The sequence below is a fragment of the Herbiconiux solani NBRC 106740 genome (assembly GCF_001571005.1).
GTDB classification, from domain to species: Bacteria; Actinomycetota; Actinomycetes; order Actinomycetales; family Microbacteriaceae; genus Herbiconiux; species Herbiconiux solani.
The window spans coordinates 168,794-183,820 of sequence record NZ_BCST01000002.1; the positions used below are offsets into that span (position 1 = coordinate 168,794).

The window sequence follows — 15,027 nt, forward strand, 5'->3', positions numbered from 1 at the left end:
TATCCTTCTCTGAGGGCGAGGAGGATGCGTGGTTGAAGAGTCCCCTCGGCAGGCAACGATCTTCGACGTGGCCCGCCTCGCAGGGGTGTCGCATCAGACGGTCTCCCGGGTCGTCAACGACCTCCCCAACGTGCGAGCGGCGACCCGGGCGCGGGTCGAGGATGCGATCAAGAAGCTCCGGTACGTGCCGTCGCCGGCCGCGCGCGCCCTGGTCACCCGGCGCTCCCGCACGATCGGGCTGATCGCCACCGGCGGCCCCGAGTTCGGGCCGTCGTCGACCGTGCTCTATTTCAACTCGGCCGCTCGGGATGCGCGGTGGTCGGTCTTCACCGCCGACATGGTCGACTCGGATCCGGGCGCCATCCGCTCGGCCGTCGAGGCCTTCCTGCGCCAGAACGTCGAGGGCATCGCGGTGATCGCGGGCTTCGAGGTCGCGGCCGAGGTGGTGGCCGCGATGAACCTGACCATCCCGCTGGTCGTGCTGCAGGCCACCCGCCGTGCCGGGCTCGACACCGTCGGCGCCGACCAGTACCGGGGGGCGCGCAGTGCCGTCGCGCACCTGATCGGGCTCGGCCACCGGTCGATCGCCCACCTCGCCGGGCCGCCCGAGTCGGTCGACGCGCAGGAGCGCGAGCGGGGCTGGCGCGACGAGCTCGCCGCGCACGGACTCGTCGCCGCGGTCTCGGGGGTGGGCGACTGGTCGCCGGCGGCCGGGTTCGCGTTCGGCATGGCGTTCGATCCGGATGCGGCGACGGCCGTGTTCGTCGCCAACGACCAGATGGCCGTGGGGCTCATGCACGCGCTCACCGTGCGGGGGCGTTCGGTGCCGGAGGACGTCAGCGTGATCGGCTTCGACGACATCCCGGAGGCCGCCCACCTCTCGCCGCCGCTGACGACCGTGCGGCAGGACTTCCGGCGGATCGGCCACGACATGCTCGACACGCTCCTGGAGCGGATCGACGGCGCTGCCGCGACGCCGAGGCCTCAGTCGGTGCCGGAGTTCGTCGAGCGCTCCTCGACGGCGCCACCACGATCGGCGGGTCGACAGCCGTAGCGGGGTCGACAGCCGTAGCGGATGGAACCGTTTCGCCCCCATCGGACACTCCTCATCAAGAGCACCGACAAGGAGACGACATGCCTGACGACCAGTACCGCATCGACCCGGCCGACCTCGACCTTCCGCCCACGCAGCCCCTCGACATCAGCTGGATCCTCGAGCAGCAGCGCGCCTGACCCGCCCCGGGCAACGACGGAGTCTCGGCCTCCCGGGGGCGAACGACGGATCAGTACGCCGACGGAGGACGCTGGCTCCGTACTACGCCACCACCGCCACCGGGCCGAAGGGGCCGGCGGGAGCGAAGGCGTAGTCGGCGAAGCGGGTGCCGATGAGGGCGTGGGCCTCGGGGCCGGGGTGCAGGGCGTCGGCGAGCGGGTGGGCCACCGCATCCGTCTCGCCGAACAGCTGGAGGCCGTCGAGGTAGTGCAGGTTCGCGTCGTCGGCGCGGCGCTCGGCAAGCGACGCGAGCTCACGGCGGATGACCTCGAGCGTCAGCCTCCCCTGCGCCTCGTCGCCCGGGGTTCCGGTGGCGATGAAGCGCACCTGGTCGGTGCCGATGCTCGCCGGGTCGATCGCGCCTGGCCCCGGCGTGCGCTCGTGGATGCCACAGAAGATCGGCGAGATCAGCACGAGCGGCGTGTCCGGATGCCCCTCCCGGATCGTGTCGAGGAACCCGTGCACGGCGGACACGAAGGTCCGCACCCGCATGCCGTCGAGGTTCACGACGTTGATGCCGAGCTTGACGCTGATCAGGTCGGCCGGCGCATCGCGCATGACCTGCGCGAGGAACGGATCGACCAAGGCGCTGCCGCCGAGACCGAGGTTGCGCAGCTCGACACCCCCGCGGCGCGCGGCGATCGCGGGCCAGATCTCGCTCGGGGCGATGGCGTTCGAGCCGTGGCTGATCGAGCTGCCGTGGTGCAGCCAGAGGGGGCGGACCGGATGCGCGGTCTCGGGATCGTGCGCCGGCGCGGTCGCGGCCTCGGTTGCGGTTTCGGTCGCGGTCGCGGTCGCGGTTTCGGTCGCGCCCGCCCGCACCTCGCCCATCGCCCGCAGCTCGCCGGCCGGGTGCAGCTCGGCGTCGGCCTGAAGGGACATGAGCTCGATCGCCTCGTTGTGCGGCAGCCAGATCTCGACGTCCTTGACTCCGGATGGGAGGCCCTCGAGCACGGTGACATGGTCGTCGCCGGGCACGAAGGCCGAGGTGCCCGTCTGCAGGTCGACCTCGATGAGGTCGCCCGCGGTGAGTGCGTCGCGCATCCGGAGTTCGTCGTCGACGTAGACGTCGAGGCGTCCGCGGGGGCGGTCGACGCCGACGTAGCCGACCCGGGAGGGGTGGGTGACGAGGTGGATGCGCGTGGCGGCCGTGCGGAACGCCAGCCGCACGCCCGAGGGCTGGGCTTCGACGAGCAGCAGCTGCGGGTCGGGGTAGCGCTCGCGCACCGCGGCCGGCAGCCGGTGCGGGCGCACTCCGCGCGCGGTCGGCTCGAGTTCGGCGGCGCCGCGCACGAGGGCGGGGGTGAAGGGGGTGGTGAAGGTCGAGTTCGTCATGGGGTCGTCAGGACTTTCGCGTGATTCCGGGTGGATGGGACTGTCAAGAAGTGAGAGGTGCCGTGCGCCTAACGCTCGGCATCCGCCGGAGCGGCCTCCGTCGGCCAGTCGCCGAGCGCCCGATCGAGCACGTCGACCGCCCGCGCCCACGACGTCTCGGTGGCCGGGTCACGGTGCGAGAACGATCCCGCGCGCTCGAGCGCGAGGAAGCCGTTGATCGTCGCCCCCACGAACCGCGTCGCGTGCACGAGCTCGGCCTCGGGCAGCCGGTAGCCGCGCAGCACCGCCCAGGTGAACGAGACCAGGCGGGCGCCCGCCTCGGATCCGCTCGTCGACGGCGCCGCCGGCCTCTGTAGCGCGGCCCAGCGACCCGGATGCTCGCGTGCGAAGCTCCGGTACGCCCCGATCATCCCGGCGAGCGCGTCGCGGTCCGCGCGGCCGGCGGTCTCGGCGGCGATGAGGTCGGCCAGCTCGCCGAGCGCGGCCTCCTGCACGCCGTCGAGCACGGCGGCCCGGTCGCGCACGTGCGAGTAGAGGCTCGCCGGCTGCACTCCGAGGTCGCGGGCCACGGCCGAGACCGAGAGCGCGTCGAACCCGTCGCGGTCGGCGAGGTCGCCGGCGGCGCGGATGACCGCGGCCCGGTCGAGCCCGCGTCGTTCGTTCTTGGGTGCAGCCATGCGACCAGCCTACACTTCGTAGGCAAGTACCGACGGGTCATAGGATGCCGGGTCGATCCAATCGGTGGCTTGAGGCGTGCCGGCTGAGAATTAACTTTCCAGAGTAGAAAGTTAATGCGAGGATGGAATCACTTCCACACGAGAGGCGGTTCCCATGCCCCCCACCGAGCAGTTCCAGCCCCAGCACCTCACCCCCAGCGACGCCCGCGCCCTGATCGCGGCCGCCGAGTCGGGGGCGGCCCAGGGCGACGCCATCTCGGCCCGCGCCTGGCTCGCCCCGGCGCTCAGCATCTTCCTCGGAGCCCTGATGGGCGCCTTCCTCCTCGCCGGCGTGTACCTGCTCCCGGTGGCGACCGCGCCCGAGGCGGCGCTGATCTCGGCGGGCTACGCCGCGGGCATCCTGCTCGTCGTCGGGGCGTACAACCTGGGTCGCCGCGTCGTGACCCGCGGATGGGTCGAGCGCTACTCGAAGGGCGTCGCCATCTCGAGCGGCGTGTTCTTCGTGGCCCTGGCGCTGTCGTTCCTGGTCGGCGAGCGGTCGCTCGTGCTCTGGGTGCCGCTCGCGATCGCCGTCGCGCTGCCCGTCGCGATCCTCGGCACCCGTCGGAGCCGGTCGTGACGTCGCACGCACCCGGGACCGCGACCGTGCCGGCCACCTCGCCAGACGTGAATGCCCCCACCCCCGCCACGCACCCGCGTCACCGCATCGACGACCTGCTCACCGCCCCCATCCGCCTCAGCATCGTCGCCGCGCTCAGCCGGGCCGACGAGATCGAGTTCCGGATCCTCCGCGACAGCATCGAGATCTCCGACTCCGCCCTCAGCAAGCAGCTCGCGGCGCTCGAGCAGGCCTCGTACGTGACGGTGCGCAAGGGCTACCTCGGAAAGCGTCCGCGCACCTGGCTCTCCGTCACAGCGGAGGGCCGGGGCGCCCTCCGCCGCCACCTCGCGGCCCTCACGGCGATCGTCGAGGGTGAGGATGCGCGGGACGGCGATCTGGATGCGGGTGCTGGTGCGGGTGCGACAGCCCACATCCACACCGCCGCATCCACGCCCTCCGCCTCGCGCTGACCGGCCCACCGCATCCGCCTGACCCGCCGTTCGGGGCAGACTGGTGCGGTGAGTCCGCGCATCCACCCCGCCCGTGACCCCCGAGCCAAACCTCGCGAGCGCAGCCGGCTGGTGCGCCTGGTGCGGTTGTGGCGCACGAGGAGGCCGACGACCTTCCGCGAGAAGGTGCGGTACAAGATGCTGCGCGACCACCGCCCGCTGATCGTCACCTTCGCCGACAAGGCCGCCGTGCGCGACCACGTGGCCGAGCGGGTCGGAGCGCACGTGCTCCCCGAGGCCTACGCGGTGCTCGACGATCCGAGCGGGCTGCTCGACCTCGAACTCCCGGCGAGCTACGTCGTCAAGCCCACCCACGGCAGCGGGGCCTGTGTCGTGGTGTCGCCGGCGGCCCCGGCCGATGCGGTGCTGCCCCCGGCCGGAACGTGGTGGGGGTATTCGCACGTGCGTCCGGATGCGGTCACCCGCGACGAACTCGCCGCCACGGCCCGGTTCTGGTCGAGCAAGCTCTACGGCCAGGGCCCGAATCGCGAGTGGGCCTACGGGCTGGTGCCGCCGCGGGTCATCGTCGAGGAGAAGCTCGGCGCCGCGCCCGCGTTGCAGCCGACCGCATCCGTTGCATCGACATTGCAGACCGCCGCCCCCGCGCCGGACGACACCCCCGTCGCGCACGGCGGCCCCGCCATCCCGGCCGCGACCGACGACACCCCCGTCCCGCAGGGCGGCACCCCCACTGCACCACCCGGTGACGGCATCCCCGACGACTACAAGCTGTTCGTCTTCCACGGCCGCTGCCGCTTCATCCAGGTCGACGCGGGCCGCTTCGGCGGGCGCACGCAGGACTTCTTCGACGCCGAGTGGAACCACCTCCCGATGAGCGGCGGCCCCGCCTGGGCCGACCCCGAGCCGCCCCGCCCGGCCCGCTTCGACGAGATGATCTCGATCGCCGAGCGCCTCGGCCAGGACACCGACTTCGTGCGCGTCGACCTCTACCACCTGCCCGACCGGGTCGTCTTCGGCGAGCTGACGAGCTACCCCGCCGGTGGCGACAGCCCCTTCGACCCCGAGAGCTTCGACCTCGAGTTCGGCCGCCACTGGACGGTGCCGCGGCGCTACCGCTAGCGCCGCCCGCGGCCATCCTTGGCCGTCAGTGGCCGTGGTGGCCCGCGATCTGCGGCCGTCCATGACCGTCCATGGCGTCCGCGGTCCGAGAAATTCAGCCGTTTACGGCCCGCGAGCCGGCGTGATCTCGGTGGCCCCCGTGACGCCCATCCGCATCGCTGAGCGCGTTCGGGCCGGATGCGCAAGGGGGCTGCGCACGGGGCCCACCGAGGCAGGCTGGAACCAGCGCAGCCACCCGCATCCACCCCGACCGCGCCGGAGACACATGCCCCGCCCCGAGACCACCTCCCCCGCAGCCCCGACTCGCGGCGCCTCGCGCCGTGTCCCACATCCCGTGCGCGAACACGCCGAGCACACCGAGCGCGCCCGACGCCTCACCGTCTCCGTCGTCATCCCCGTGCTCGACGACGCCGAGAACCTCCAGCGCTGCCTCGACGCCCTCGCCCGGCAGACCCTCGCACCCGACGAGATCGTGGTGGTCGACAACGGTTCGCGTGACGATTCCGCCGGGGTCGCCCGCCGCTCCGGAGCCCGCGTCGTGCGCGAACTCCGCCCCGGCATCCCCGCGGCGAGCGCCGGCGGCTACGACGCCGCGACCCGTGACGTGATCGCCCGGTTGGACGCCGACTGCGTCCCCACCCCCACCTGGATCGCCGAGCTCGCCGCCACCCTCACCGCGCATCCGGAGGTCACGGCCGTCACCGGGCCCGCCCGATTCCACGACGGCCCCCGTGCCCTCCGCCGCGTCGGTGCACGCCTGTACCTCTTCGCCTACTTCGGCTCGCTCACCCCGGCACTCGGCCACGTGCCGCTGTTCGGCTCGAACTTCGCGCTGCGACGGGATGCGTGGCTGCAGGTGCGCGACGACGTGCACCGCACCGACACCGAGCTGCACGACGACCTCGACCTGTCGTTCCACCTGGGAGCCCCGTGGATCCTCCGCTTCGACCCCGCCATGGAGATGCCGATCTCGGCCCGCCCGTTCACCGACGGCCGCGCGCTCGTCCGTCGCTTCCGCCGCGGATTCCACACCGTGGCGCGGCACTGGCCGCACGAGCTGCCCTGGCTGCGCTGGCGCCGTCTCGTGCGGGCCCACCGCGCCCGACGAGCGCGCTCCCTCGCGGCGGCCGGCCCCTCGCGCCTCCCCACCACCGCCGCCTGACCCGCGGCGCCCAGCACTGACTACCGGGTGAGGATGCACGGTGCCGGCGAGCAGACGAGGCCGCCATGGCCGACCCTCTCCAGTCCGGCTGCCTGCGGAACCGTCTGATTCGGGCTGCCAGAGCCTGACCCCGGGCTTCGGATGCACGGCGCGGGCGAGCGGACGAGGCCGGGACCAGACAGAGTAGGTACGTGCCCTCCGCCTCCGCCGCCACCCGCGACTCCGCCCTCCGCGTCTCCGACTCCCCCGCATCCGTCCCGCCCCACCTCCGCGCCTTCCACCTGCCGCCGGAGCAGACCGCCGACCCGGACGCGATCGTCATCCTGACGGTGGGCAACTGCCAGGCCGAGTCGCTCCGCATCTTCCTGCCCGAGACCACGGCTCAGACGGCCGGCGCGAACGAGGGCACCACGCCGAGCGGCGCGACCGACGCGACCGGCACCAGCACCACCAGCACCAGCGAGACCGGCACCGCCGGCACCACCGCCGACGCTTCCCGCCCCCTCACGACCGTGCGCATCCCACCGGTGCACGAGCTGACGGCCGCCGACCTCGCACCCCTCCGCGCCTGGCTGGCGCGGGCCGACCATGTGGTGCTGCAGCCCATCCGCGACGGCTACCGAGGCCTCCCGATCGGCACCCGCGAGCTCCTCGCCGAGACCCGGCCGGGAACCGGCTCGGCGATCGTGCCCGTCATCCGTTTCGCCGGCCTCTACCCGCGGCACCTGATCATCCGGCCGCCGTCGGACACCTCGCTCGTGCCGCCGCTCGTGGCCTACCACGACGCTGCGATCCTGGCCAAGGCCGCCGGAATCGCCCTGCCCCCGCTGACCACCCGCGCCATCCGAGCCGTGGCCGAGGCCTCGCTCGCCGAACTCCGCGAGCGCGAGCAGCGGCACGGCGCGGTGGTGGTCTCCGACCTCTTCGCCTCGCCGGGCTTCGCGCTGATGCGCACGATCAACCACCCGGGCAACCCCATCTGGGCCGAGCTCGCGCGCCGCGTGCTCGACACCCTGGGCATCGCGGCCGACGTGCGCGACCCCGGGCGCGAGATCCTCGGCTCGGTGCACGCCCCACGCGAGGCCGCGGTGATCGAGGCGTTCGGGCTCGACGAGGCCCCGCGCGCCGAGTGGATCGTCGACGGCCAATCCCTGTCGACGGACGCGGTGCGCGCCGCTCACCTCGCCTGGTACGCCGAGCACCCCGACGCCGTGCAGGCCGGACTCGTCCGCCACGCCTCGACCCTCCGGGAGCTCGCCGCCGCATGACCGACCTCCTCCGCCCCGCGACCCCACCGCACCCTCCGACCCCGTCCCACCGCACGCCGTCTTCCTCACTCCCGGCGGCGGCCCCGCCGCACCTCCACATCACGCGCGACCCGCGTCACGGCGTCACCCTCTACGCCCAGCGCCTCGCCGACGCCCTCACCTCGGCCGAACTCGCCGATCACAGCGCCGGCCCGGGCCGCATCCACCTGCACTTCACCGATCGGCTGTGGGGCTCGGACCCCGAGTCGGCCGCCGACGCGATCGAGGAGATCGCCCGCCGCGGCCCCGTGACGGTGACCCTGCACGACCTGCCGCAGCCCTCCGACGGGATGCGCGGCCTCGCCCGCCGCGCCCGCTGCTACCGGCGCGTGGTCGCGGCCGCATCCGGTGTCGTCTGCAACAGCCGCCACGAGGCTGACCTGCTCGCGCGCTACACCGACCCGTCGATCGCGCCGGCGGTCATCCCGCTGCCCGTGGATGCGGAGCCCCTGCCCGCCACGACGCCCCCGCCGGCCCCAGCGCCCTCGCCCACCACCGCATCCACCCGCCCCCGTCCCCACCCCACCCGCTCACCCCGCGTGAGCGTGCTCGGCTACGTGTACCCGGGCAAGGGCCACGACCGCACGATCCGCGCCGTCGCCGCGCTCGACCGGTGGCCGCGGGTGGTGGTCGAGGCGCTCGGACGCGCGTCGGACGGGCACGAGCGCGACCTCGAGTCGATCCGCCGCATCGCCCGCCACTCGGCTGTGGCGCTCGAGGTCTCGGGATTTCTGCCCGACGCCGAGCTGCTCGCGCGGTGCCGGCTCGCCGACGTCCCGGTGATCGCGCACCAGCACGTCTCGGCCTCCGGCTCGCTCGCCACCTGGCTCGGCGCCGGCCGCCGCCCGCTCGTGCTGCGGAGCCCCTACATGGAGGAGATGGCCGAGCTGCACCGCGGCGCCCTCACGCTCGTGTCGGCGCGCGACCTGCCGGGGGCGATCGGCCGAGCCCTGGATGACCCGGGTTCGACCTGGCTCGAAGGCCGCGCCTCGCTCGGCCCCACCCTCGCCGAAACCGCCGCGCGCTACCGCTCCTTCTGGGACGCGGTGCCCTGGTGACCCCGCCGCCCGACCCCGGATCGAATCCCGCGACCGCGAACGTCCGCGCTCCCGGGGCCGATACCGCTCACGCCGCGCGACCCGCCCAAGCCGTCGCCACCCCGACGTCGCCCGGCACCCTCCCGTCACAACCCCCACCGCATCCCGACCCAGCGGATGCGCCACCCCTCCCACCCACGCGCGGCCCCTTCGCCCCGCCGCCCTACGGCACCGGCGTCCCCGGCAACGCCTGGGATCAGCTCGACGGCATGGTCGCCGCTGAACCGCCGCTCGTCTCGGTGGTCGTCGTGCACTACGACCAGCCCGGCGACCTCGCCCGTACCCTCCGCGCCCTCGCGCGGCAAACGTACCCGCGGCTGGAGGTGATCGTGGTCGACGACGGCTCCCCGACACCGCCCCGCATCGACGGGCAGGTGGATGCCGAAGCGGCCGCCCGGCCCGGTGTCGTGCCGGAGGGGATCCAGCTCGTCCTCCTTCCAGACCGCGGCTTCCGCGCCGCCGCGGCACGCAATGCGGGCGCGGCGCGCGCCTCGGGCGAGGTGCTCTGCTTCCTCGACGCCGACACCGCCCCCGAGCCCGAATACGTCGAGCGCCTGACCCGCCTCCCCGCGCTCCTCCCCGAGGCGGTCACGGTGGGCCGCCGCCTGCACGCGGCCTTCCATGCCGTGCAGGCCGATCCCGCTGCTGGCGACATCGCCGGTGGCCAGGATGCCACCACCACGACCGAGCCTTCCGGTCCCAGCCCGGCCACCGCGCATCCCGACGCGGCCGCCGACGCCGCGCATCCCGAACTCACCGCCACCGCGCATCCAGATCTCGAATCCGACACCGTGCACACCGACCCCGCCACCGAGCCGCCGGTCGAGGTGCTCGGGCCGCGTCACGGGCTGCCCGAGCCGGCCTGGTTGCGCGACGCCTACGCCGGCTCGCGCAATCTGCTCGATGCCGACCAGCGCTCCTACCGCTTCATGATCGGCGCCGCGCTGTGCTGCTCGCGCTGGTTCTTCGCCCAGACGGGCGGCTTCGACGAGCGATTCGACCGGTACGGCGGCGAAGACTGGGAGTGGGCCCACCGCGCCTGGACCTCCGGCGCCGCCTTCGCCCACATCCCCGACGCGATCGCCTGGCACAACGGCCCCGATCTCGCCGGCCGCGCCCTCGACCGCGCCGACCTCGTCCGCCGCAAGAACGCCGAGGCCCTCGCGCTGCTCGACCGCATCGGAGTCCCCGGCACCCGCCTCCGCGGCCTCGGCACCGCCGCTCCCGACATCGTCGCCGACCTCACCGCCGCCCCCGCCGCCGACCGCACCTCGACGGCGGCGGTCGCGGTGTGCGCCGACGTGCTGCTCGCGGCGCTGCCCCTCGCGAGGGTCGTCGTCGACGACGCCCACGCCGCTGCACTCGCGGGCGACCCGCGGATCTCCGGCCGCACCGACTCGACCGCCCTCCTCGACGCGGCCCGCGTCGTCATCCGCATCCCGCGCCCCCTCACCGTGCCCCGCCGTGCGCGCTCCGAGTTCGCCAGCCAGCTCCAGGATGCGGTCGACGCGGTCGGCAACGGCACCCTCGGCTGGGTGCGCCTCACCCCTGACCCCGCCGAGCCCCCGTCGACACTGGCAGGCGGCGCAGGGACGACCGAGATACTCGTGGCCGCGATGCGCGCCGAGCGCCGCCGCGCGTGGCGGCCGGATGCTCACGGCTTCACGGCCGAGACGGCCCCCGCCCCGCTCCTGACGCTCCCGCCCGAGCCCGACCTCGAGGCCCACCTCTCCGGATGGGCCGACTGACCCACCGCTGACGAGCGAGCCAGGGCATCAGGGAACTGGGAGCCGGGCACCAGGGGCCGAGGGCCAGGGCTCAGTCGGCCTCAGGCGCCGGGTCCGGGTCTTCCTCGGGGTTGAAGTGCGAGCCGTCCGGGTCGTGGCCGACGGCGATCCCGGTGTCGGAGTTCGGGATGGTGCCGTCGCTTCCGAGGTTCGGCCCGTCGGTTCCGGGCTGGCGCTCGGTCTGGTCCTGCGATCCGGCCTGGTCGCCCGACTCGGGCGCAGAAGCCTCAGCGGACGAAGAGCTGTCGACGCTCGCGTCGCGGTCTGCCGGGGGCTGGTCGGTCATGATGTCTCCTGACGTCGTTGGCTGTGGTTCCCTCATGCTTACGCCCCCGTCGCCGGATGCGCCTGCCCGGCACCCCGAATCAGCGCAACAACCGGTGGATCCCCAGGTCGCGTTCGGCCTCGATCACCTGCAGCTGCCGCGCCGCCGCCCGCCGCAGCTCGTGCACCTCACGGTCGCCCGAGCCCGCCGCCGTCGCGGCCGACGAAGCAGAGACCGACGCAGCCGCAGCGACCGACGCGGCCACAGCATCCGAAGCAGAGACCGGCGCAGCAACAGACGCAGTCCGCCGCTCACTCCACGTCACGAGCCTCGTGCCCACGGCATGCGCCGCCCGCTCCAGGGCCGAGACCTCCCGGCGGTCGATCGTCGATGCTGCGTTCATGATTCCTGCTCCCTTCCTGGGATCTCCTCCGCGTCCATGACGGGGAAGGCGTTGAGTTGGATCTGCACCGGCCGCGAGCCCGGCTGCCGTTGTCCGCGGTAGCTCTGGACGTACCGGTCTGTCACGGCCTGCAGCTCGGCGACGAGCGCCGCCAGCTGCTCCGAGGTGAGGCGGATGTTCGACGTGTCGACCGCCGACGCCTCCAGCCAGCGCGGGTCGAGCCGGTCGCGCCCGTGCGCGAGATAGTCGGCGAACAGCGCATCGCGCGTCACCTGCCATTCCCGCAGCACCAGGTCGCTCGCCGCCCGCTCCGCGCTCTGAGGCGGGTAGCTGTCGGCGACGTCGATGCCCTGCGGCACCCGCTCCCACCAGCGCTCGCGGGTCGAACCGCGCGACGTGTCCTCGCGCACGAAGCCGTGCTTCTCGAGCTGGCGCAGGTGATAGCTCATCGACCCGCTCGACTCGCCGAGCCGCTCCCCGAGCCCGCTCGCGGTGAACGCGCCGTAGACCGACAGCGTGTCGAGGATGCGCACGCGCAGCGGATGCGCCAGCCCCTTGAGGCTGGTCAGGTCGATGATGCGGTGCGGCAACTCCTCGGTCATGTTACAAAGATAACTTTGCAACATGTTCTTTGCAAGCCCTCCTTTGCAACCGCTCCTTTGCATCGTGAGGGGTGACCGGCATCGCGTACGCCTTTACTGGCCGGGTGCCGGCGTAGCAGACTCGTCCGGCGTCACAGCCCACTCACTCGGGGCTCATAACCGACTCCCATCGAGCATCCAGACAGCCGCCCGCAGAACCCGATAGTTTCGGCGCATGACCACGCTGTTCCCGCGCCGACCCGCCGCACGTCTGCTGTGCGCGGCGCTCCTCTCCGCCGCCCTCCTCACCGTCGCCGGATGCACGGCCGCGACCCCCGCGCCCAGCCCGACGAGCACACCCTCCCCGACCCCGACGGCGACGCCCACGCCGACCCCCACCCCCACGCCGACCCCCACTCCGACGCCTACGCCCGATCCCCTGGCCGGCCTCACCCTCGAGCAGAAGGTCGGCCAGCTCTTCATGGTCGGCACCTCGGTCGACGGCGCGAACCCCACCACCCTCTCGGCCGTGACCGACGACCACGTCGGCAGCATCTTCCTCCAGGGCCGCTCGACGGCCGGGGTGGATGCGACGGCCCAGCTGATCTCCACCTTCACCGCCGCGGCCACCGGCCAGCCCGCCCCGCTCTGGGTCTCGACCGACCAGGAGGGCGGAGACGTCCAGGTGCTGAGCGGTCCCGGTTTCGACACCATCCCCTCGGGCCTCGACCAGGGCTCCCTCGACACCGACACGCTGCGAACGGATGCCGCGAGCTGGTCGGCCGAGCTCGCCCAGGCCGGGGTGAACCTCAACCTCGCCCCCGTCGCCGACATCGTGACGAACGCCGACACGGCCCAGAGCAACCCCCCGATCGGCGAGCTCGACCGCGAGTACGGCTACGACGAGTCGACCGTGGTCGCGAAGGCCGGAGCCTTCGCCCAGGGCATGCGCGACTCGAAGGTCATGCCGACCTTCAAGCACTTCCCGGGCCTCGGCCACGTCGGCGGCAACACCGACTTCTCGGCCGGCGTCACCGACGACTTCGTCACCGCCGACGGCCCCGACGTCGACACCTACCGCGGCCTGCTCGCGGGCGGACCGGCCCTCGTCATGATGTCCACCGCGATCTACGACCAGATCGACCCCTCCCTGCCGGCCGCGTTCTCCCAGGCGGTCGTCACCGGGGTGCTGCGCGACAAGGTCGGCTTCCAGGGCGTCATCACCACCGACGACCTGTCGGCGGCGACCCAGGTCTCGGCCTGGTCGCCGGCCGACCGGGCGACCATGGCGATCGACGCCGGCGTCGACCTGGTGCTGGTCTCCGCCGATCCCTCGGTCTTCCCCGAGATGTACCAGGCCGTCCTCGCCCGCGCCCAATCCGACCCCGCCTTCGCGTCCAAAGTCGATGCGGCGGCCACCCGCGTCCTGGCTGCCAAAACCTCCCTCGCCTAGCCCCACCCACCCCACCCCACCCCACCCCACCCCGCCCCGCGGCAGCGAACCGTCACAAACCGCCCCATGGATGCGTTCTAGGGGCGGTTTGTAACGGGTCGCGGGCGCCGGGGCGGGTGTCGGCGAGTCGGCGTAGCGTGGTGGGCATGACGGAACTCGCACCCACGCTCCCCCTCAACGACGGCAACCGCATCCCGGCCATCGGCTTCGGCACCTACCCTCTCCGGGGCCAGGAGGGTGTGGATGCCATCACCTCGGCCATCGAGGTCGGCTACCGCTCGCTCGACACCGCCTTCAACTACGAGAACGAGGGCGCCGTCGGTGAGGCCGTGCGCCGGGCAGCCGTGCCACGCGACGAGCTGTTCATCACGTCCAAGCTCCCGGGCCGCTACCACGGGCGCGACCTCACCGCGCAGGCCGTGCGCGAATCGCTCTGGCGGCTGGGGCTCGAGCACCTCGACCTGTACCTCATCCACTGGCCGAACCCGAGTGTCGACCGCTTCGCCGAGGCGTGGGATGCGCTGGTCACCGCCCAGCAGGAAGGCCTCGTCCGGTCCATCGGCGTCAGCAACTTCACCGAGGAGCATCTGCGGCGGATCATCGCCGCCACGGATGTGACACCCGCGGTCAATCAGATCGAGATGCACCCGTACTTCCCGCAGACCGGGATGCGCGCGGTGAACGCCGAGCTCGGCATCCAGACCGAGGCGTGGAGCCCTCTCGGCAAGGGCAGCGCGCCCTACGAGGAGGAGCCGGTGGCGACCGCCGCAGCCGCCCACGGGGTGACGCCGGCCCAGGTCATCCTGCGTTGGCACGTGCAGCTCGGAAGCGTTCCGATCCCGAAGAGCGCGACTCCCTCGCGCCAGGCCGAGAACCTCGATGTGTTCGGCTTCGAGCTGACCGACGCCGAGGTGGCGGCGATCACCGCGCTCGGCCGGCCCGACGGACGCCTCTTCGGCGGCGACCCGGACGTGCACGAGGAGCAATAGGGACTGCGGCGCCGGGTGGGGGTTTCCTCGCCCGGCGCTGCTTCACCCACTGCGGTCGATCGCTGCTGTTGCCCGCTACGGTCGACCCTCCATAGCCCGCTACGGTTACCCGCTGCTGGTGTCCGCTGCGTCGCCCGCTACGTTCGCTCGCGGCAATGGCGCCAGTCGGCGCTGGGGTCAGAACGAACCGAAGCGCCCGCCACCGGAGCGCTGGGCGAGACCGACGGCCGCCATCTTCTGGCCTTCGTCGTGCATCCGGTCCGGCTGGTCGCGCGCTTCGAGGCGCTCGAGGTAGTCGTCGGAACGTCGCTGCCGAATTCCCATCACGGTGCCGAACGTCGTGATGAGCGCGGCCAGGGCGCCGATCGTGATCCAGAGTCCCATGGGGTGCTCCTTTCGTCGCGGTGCGTCGTGCCTCCAGTCTTTCGTCGCTCGGGCCACGGGTGATGAATACCCACGGGACTGCCAGGGAGGGTGCCGCGCGAGCGCGCCGGGCGCGGCAGCACCG

The 15,027-nt window shown here is 73.0% G+C and carries 16 protein-coding genes; 10 read left to right on the forward strand and 6 right to left on the reverse strand.

Annotated elements, in window-relative coordinates; genetic code table 11:
• Positions 1–28: 28 nt before the first annotated feature.
• Positions 29–1,054, forward strand: a complete 1,026-nt coding sequence (locus tag HSO01S_RS04040; protein WP_066039295.1) for a LacI family DNA-binding transcriptional regulator — start codon at positions 29–31, stop codon at positions 1,052–1,054.
• 261 nt (positions 1,055–1,315) lie between these two features.
• Here HSO01S_RS04040 and HSO01S_RS04045 read toward each other — a convergent pair whose 3' ends face one another.
• Positions 1,316–2,608, reverse strand: coding sequence for a GDSL-type esterase/lipase family protein (locus HSO01S_RS04045; RefSeq protein WP_066039296.1), 1,293 nt, complete (start codon positions 2,606–2,608; stop codon positions 1,316–1,318).
• 68 nt (positions 2,609–2,676) lie between these two features.
• Positions 2,677–3,285 carry a TetR/AcrR family transcriptional regulator gene (locus HSO01S_RS04050; protein WP_066039297.1) on the reverse strand — a complete coding sequence of 203 codons (609 nt, stop codon included), beginning with the start codon at positions 3,283–3,285 and terminating at the stop codon, positions 2,677–2,679.
• A gap of 154 nt (positions 3,286–3,439) precedes the next feature.
• Here HSO01S_RS04050 and HSO01S_RS19425 point away from each other — a divergent pair, with 154 nt between their 5' ends.
• The 7 genes from HSO01S_RS19425 (at position 3,440) to HSO01S_RS04085 (ending at position 10,789) form a co-directional block, all read left to right on the forward strand.
• Positions 3,440–3,904 (forward strand): hypothetical protein, encoded by a 465-nt coding sequence (locus tag HSO01S_RS19425; protein ID WP_066039298.1) that lies wholly within the window; start codon positions 3,440–3,442, stop codon positions 3,902–3,904.
• A complete protein-coding gene (locus HSO01S_RS19430; protein WP_306306969.1) occupies positions 3,901–4,356 on the forward strand; it encodes a winged helix-turn-helix domain-containing protein in 456 nt (151 codons plus the stop codon). The genes HSO01S_RS19425 and HSO01S_RS19430 overlap by 4 nt, the downstream gene beginning before the upstream one ends.
• A gap of 48 nt (positions 4,357–4,404) precedes the next feature.
• Positions 4,405–5,475 carry an ATP-grasp fold amidoligase family protein gene (locus HSO01S_RS19435; RefSeq protein ID WP_245635882.1) on the forward strand — a complete coding sequence of 357 codons (1,071 nt, stop codon included), beginning with the start codon at positions 4,405–4,407 and terminating at the stop codon, positions 5,473–5,475.
• A 334-nt stretch (positions 5,476–5,809) separates the two neighbouring features.
• Positions 5,810–6,637: a glycosyltransferase family 2 protein gene (locus HSO01S_RS04070; protein ID WP_066039299.1), complete on the forward strand. Its 828-nt coding sequence runs from the start codon at positions 5,810–5,812 to the stop codon at positions 6,635–6,637.
• A 191-nt stretch (positions 6,638–6,828) separates the two neighbouring features.
• A complete protein-coding gene (locus HSO01S_RS04075; RefSeq protein WP_066039300.1) occupies positions 6,829–7,905 on the forward strand; it encodes a WcbI family polysaccharide biosynthesis putative acetyltransferase in 1,077 nt (358 codons plus the stop codon).
• Complete coding sequence (locus HSO01S_RS04080) at positions 7,902–9,002, forward strand: glycosyltransferase (protein ID WP_066039301.1); 1,101 nt, start codon at positions 7,902–7,904, stop codon at positions 9,000–9,002. The genes HSO01S_RS04075 and HSO01S_RS04080 overlap by 4 nt, the downstream gene beginning before the upstream one ends.
• A 248-nt stretch (positions 9,003–9,250) precedes the next feature.
• Positions 9,251–10,789 carry a glycosyltransferase family 2 protein gene (locus tag HSO01S_RS04085; protein ID WP_066039302.1) on the forward strand — a complete coding sequence of 513 codons (1,539 nt, stop codon included), beginning with the start codon at positions 9,251–9,253 and terminating at the stop codon, positions 10,787–10,789.
• 70 nt (positions 10,790–10,859) lie between these two features.
• Here the strand turns inward: HSO01S_RS04085 and HSO01S_RS04090 are convergent, their stop codons facing one another.
• The 3 genes from HSO01S_RS04090 to HSO01S_RS04100 form a co-directional block, all read right to left on the reverse strand.
• Positions 10,860–11,114, reverse strand: coding sequence for a hypothetical protein (locus tag HSO01S_RS04090; protein WP_066039303.1), 255 nt, complete (start codon positions 11,112–11,114; stop codon positions 10,860–10,862).
• A 79-nt stretch (positions 11,115–11,193) separates the two neighbouring features.
• A complete protein-coding gene (locus tag HSO01S_RS04095; protein WP_066039304.1) occupies positions 11,194–11,496 on the reverse strand; it encodes a hypothetical protein in 303 nt (100 codons plus the stop codon).
• Positions 11,493–12,098, reverse strand: coding sequence for an ArsR/SmtB family transcription factor (locus HSO01S_RS04100; protein ID WP_066039305.1), 606 nt, complete (start codon positions 12,096–12,098; stop codon positions 11,493–11,495). Before HSO01S_RS04100 ends, HSO01S_RS04095 begins: the two co-directional genes overlap by 4 nt.
• A 214-nt stretch (positions 12,099–12,312) precedes the next feature.
• On the opposite strand from HSO01S_RS04100, the gene HSO01S_RS04105 reads away from it, so the two are divergent.
• The gene (locus tag HSO01S_RS04105; RefSeq protein ID WP_066039306.1) at positions 12,313–13,530 is read left to right on the forward strand and encodes a glycoside hydrolase family 3 N-terminal domain-containing protein; all 1,218 of its coding nucleotides are present in this window, start codon (positions 12,313–12,315) and stop codon (positions 13,528–13,530) included.
• Between the two features lie 146 nt (positions 13,531–13,676).
• The gene (locus HSO01S_RS04110) at positions 13,677–14,519 is read left to right on the forward strand and encodes an aldo/keto reductase (RefSeq protein ID WP_066039307.1); all 843 of its coding nucleotides are present in this window, start codon (positions 13,677–13,679) and stop codon (positions 14,517–14,519) included.
• Positions 14,520–14,696: 177 nt separating this feature from the next.
• Here HSO01S_RS04110 and HSO01S_RS04115 read toward each other — a convergent pair whose 3' ends face one another.
• Positions 14,697–14,903 carry a hypothetical protein gene (locus HSO01S_RS04115; protein WP_066039308.1) on the reverse strand — a complete coding sequence of 69 codons (207 nt, stop codon included), beginning with the start codon at positions 14,901–14,903 and terminating at the stop codon, positions 14,697–14,699.
• Between the last annotated feature and the right edge of the window lie 124 nt (positions 14,904–15,027).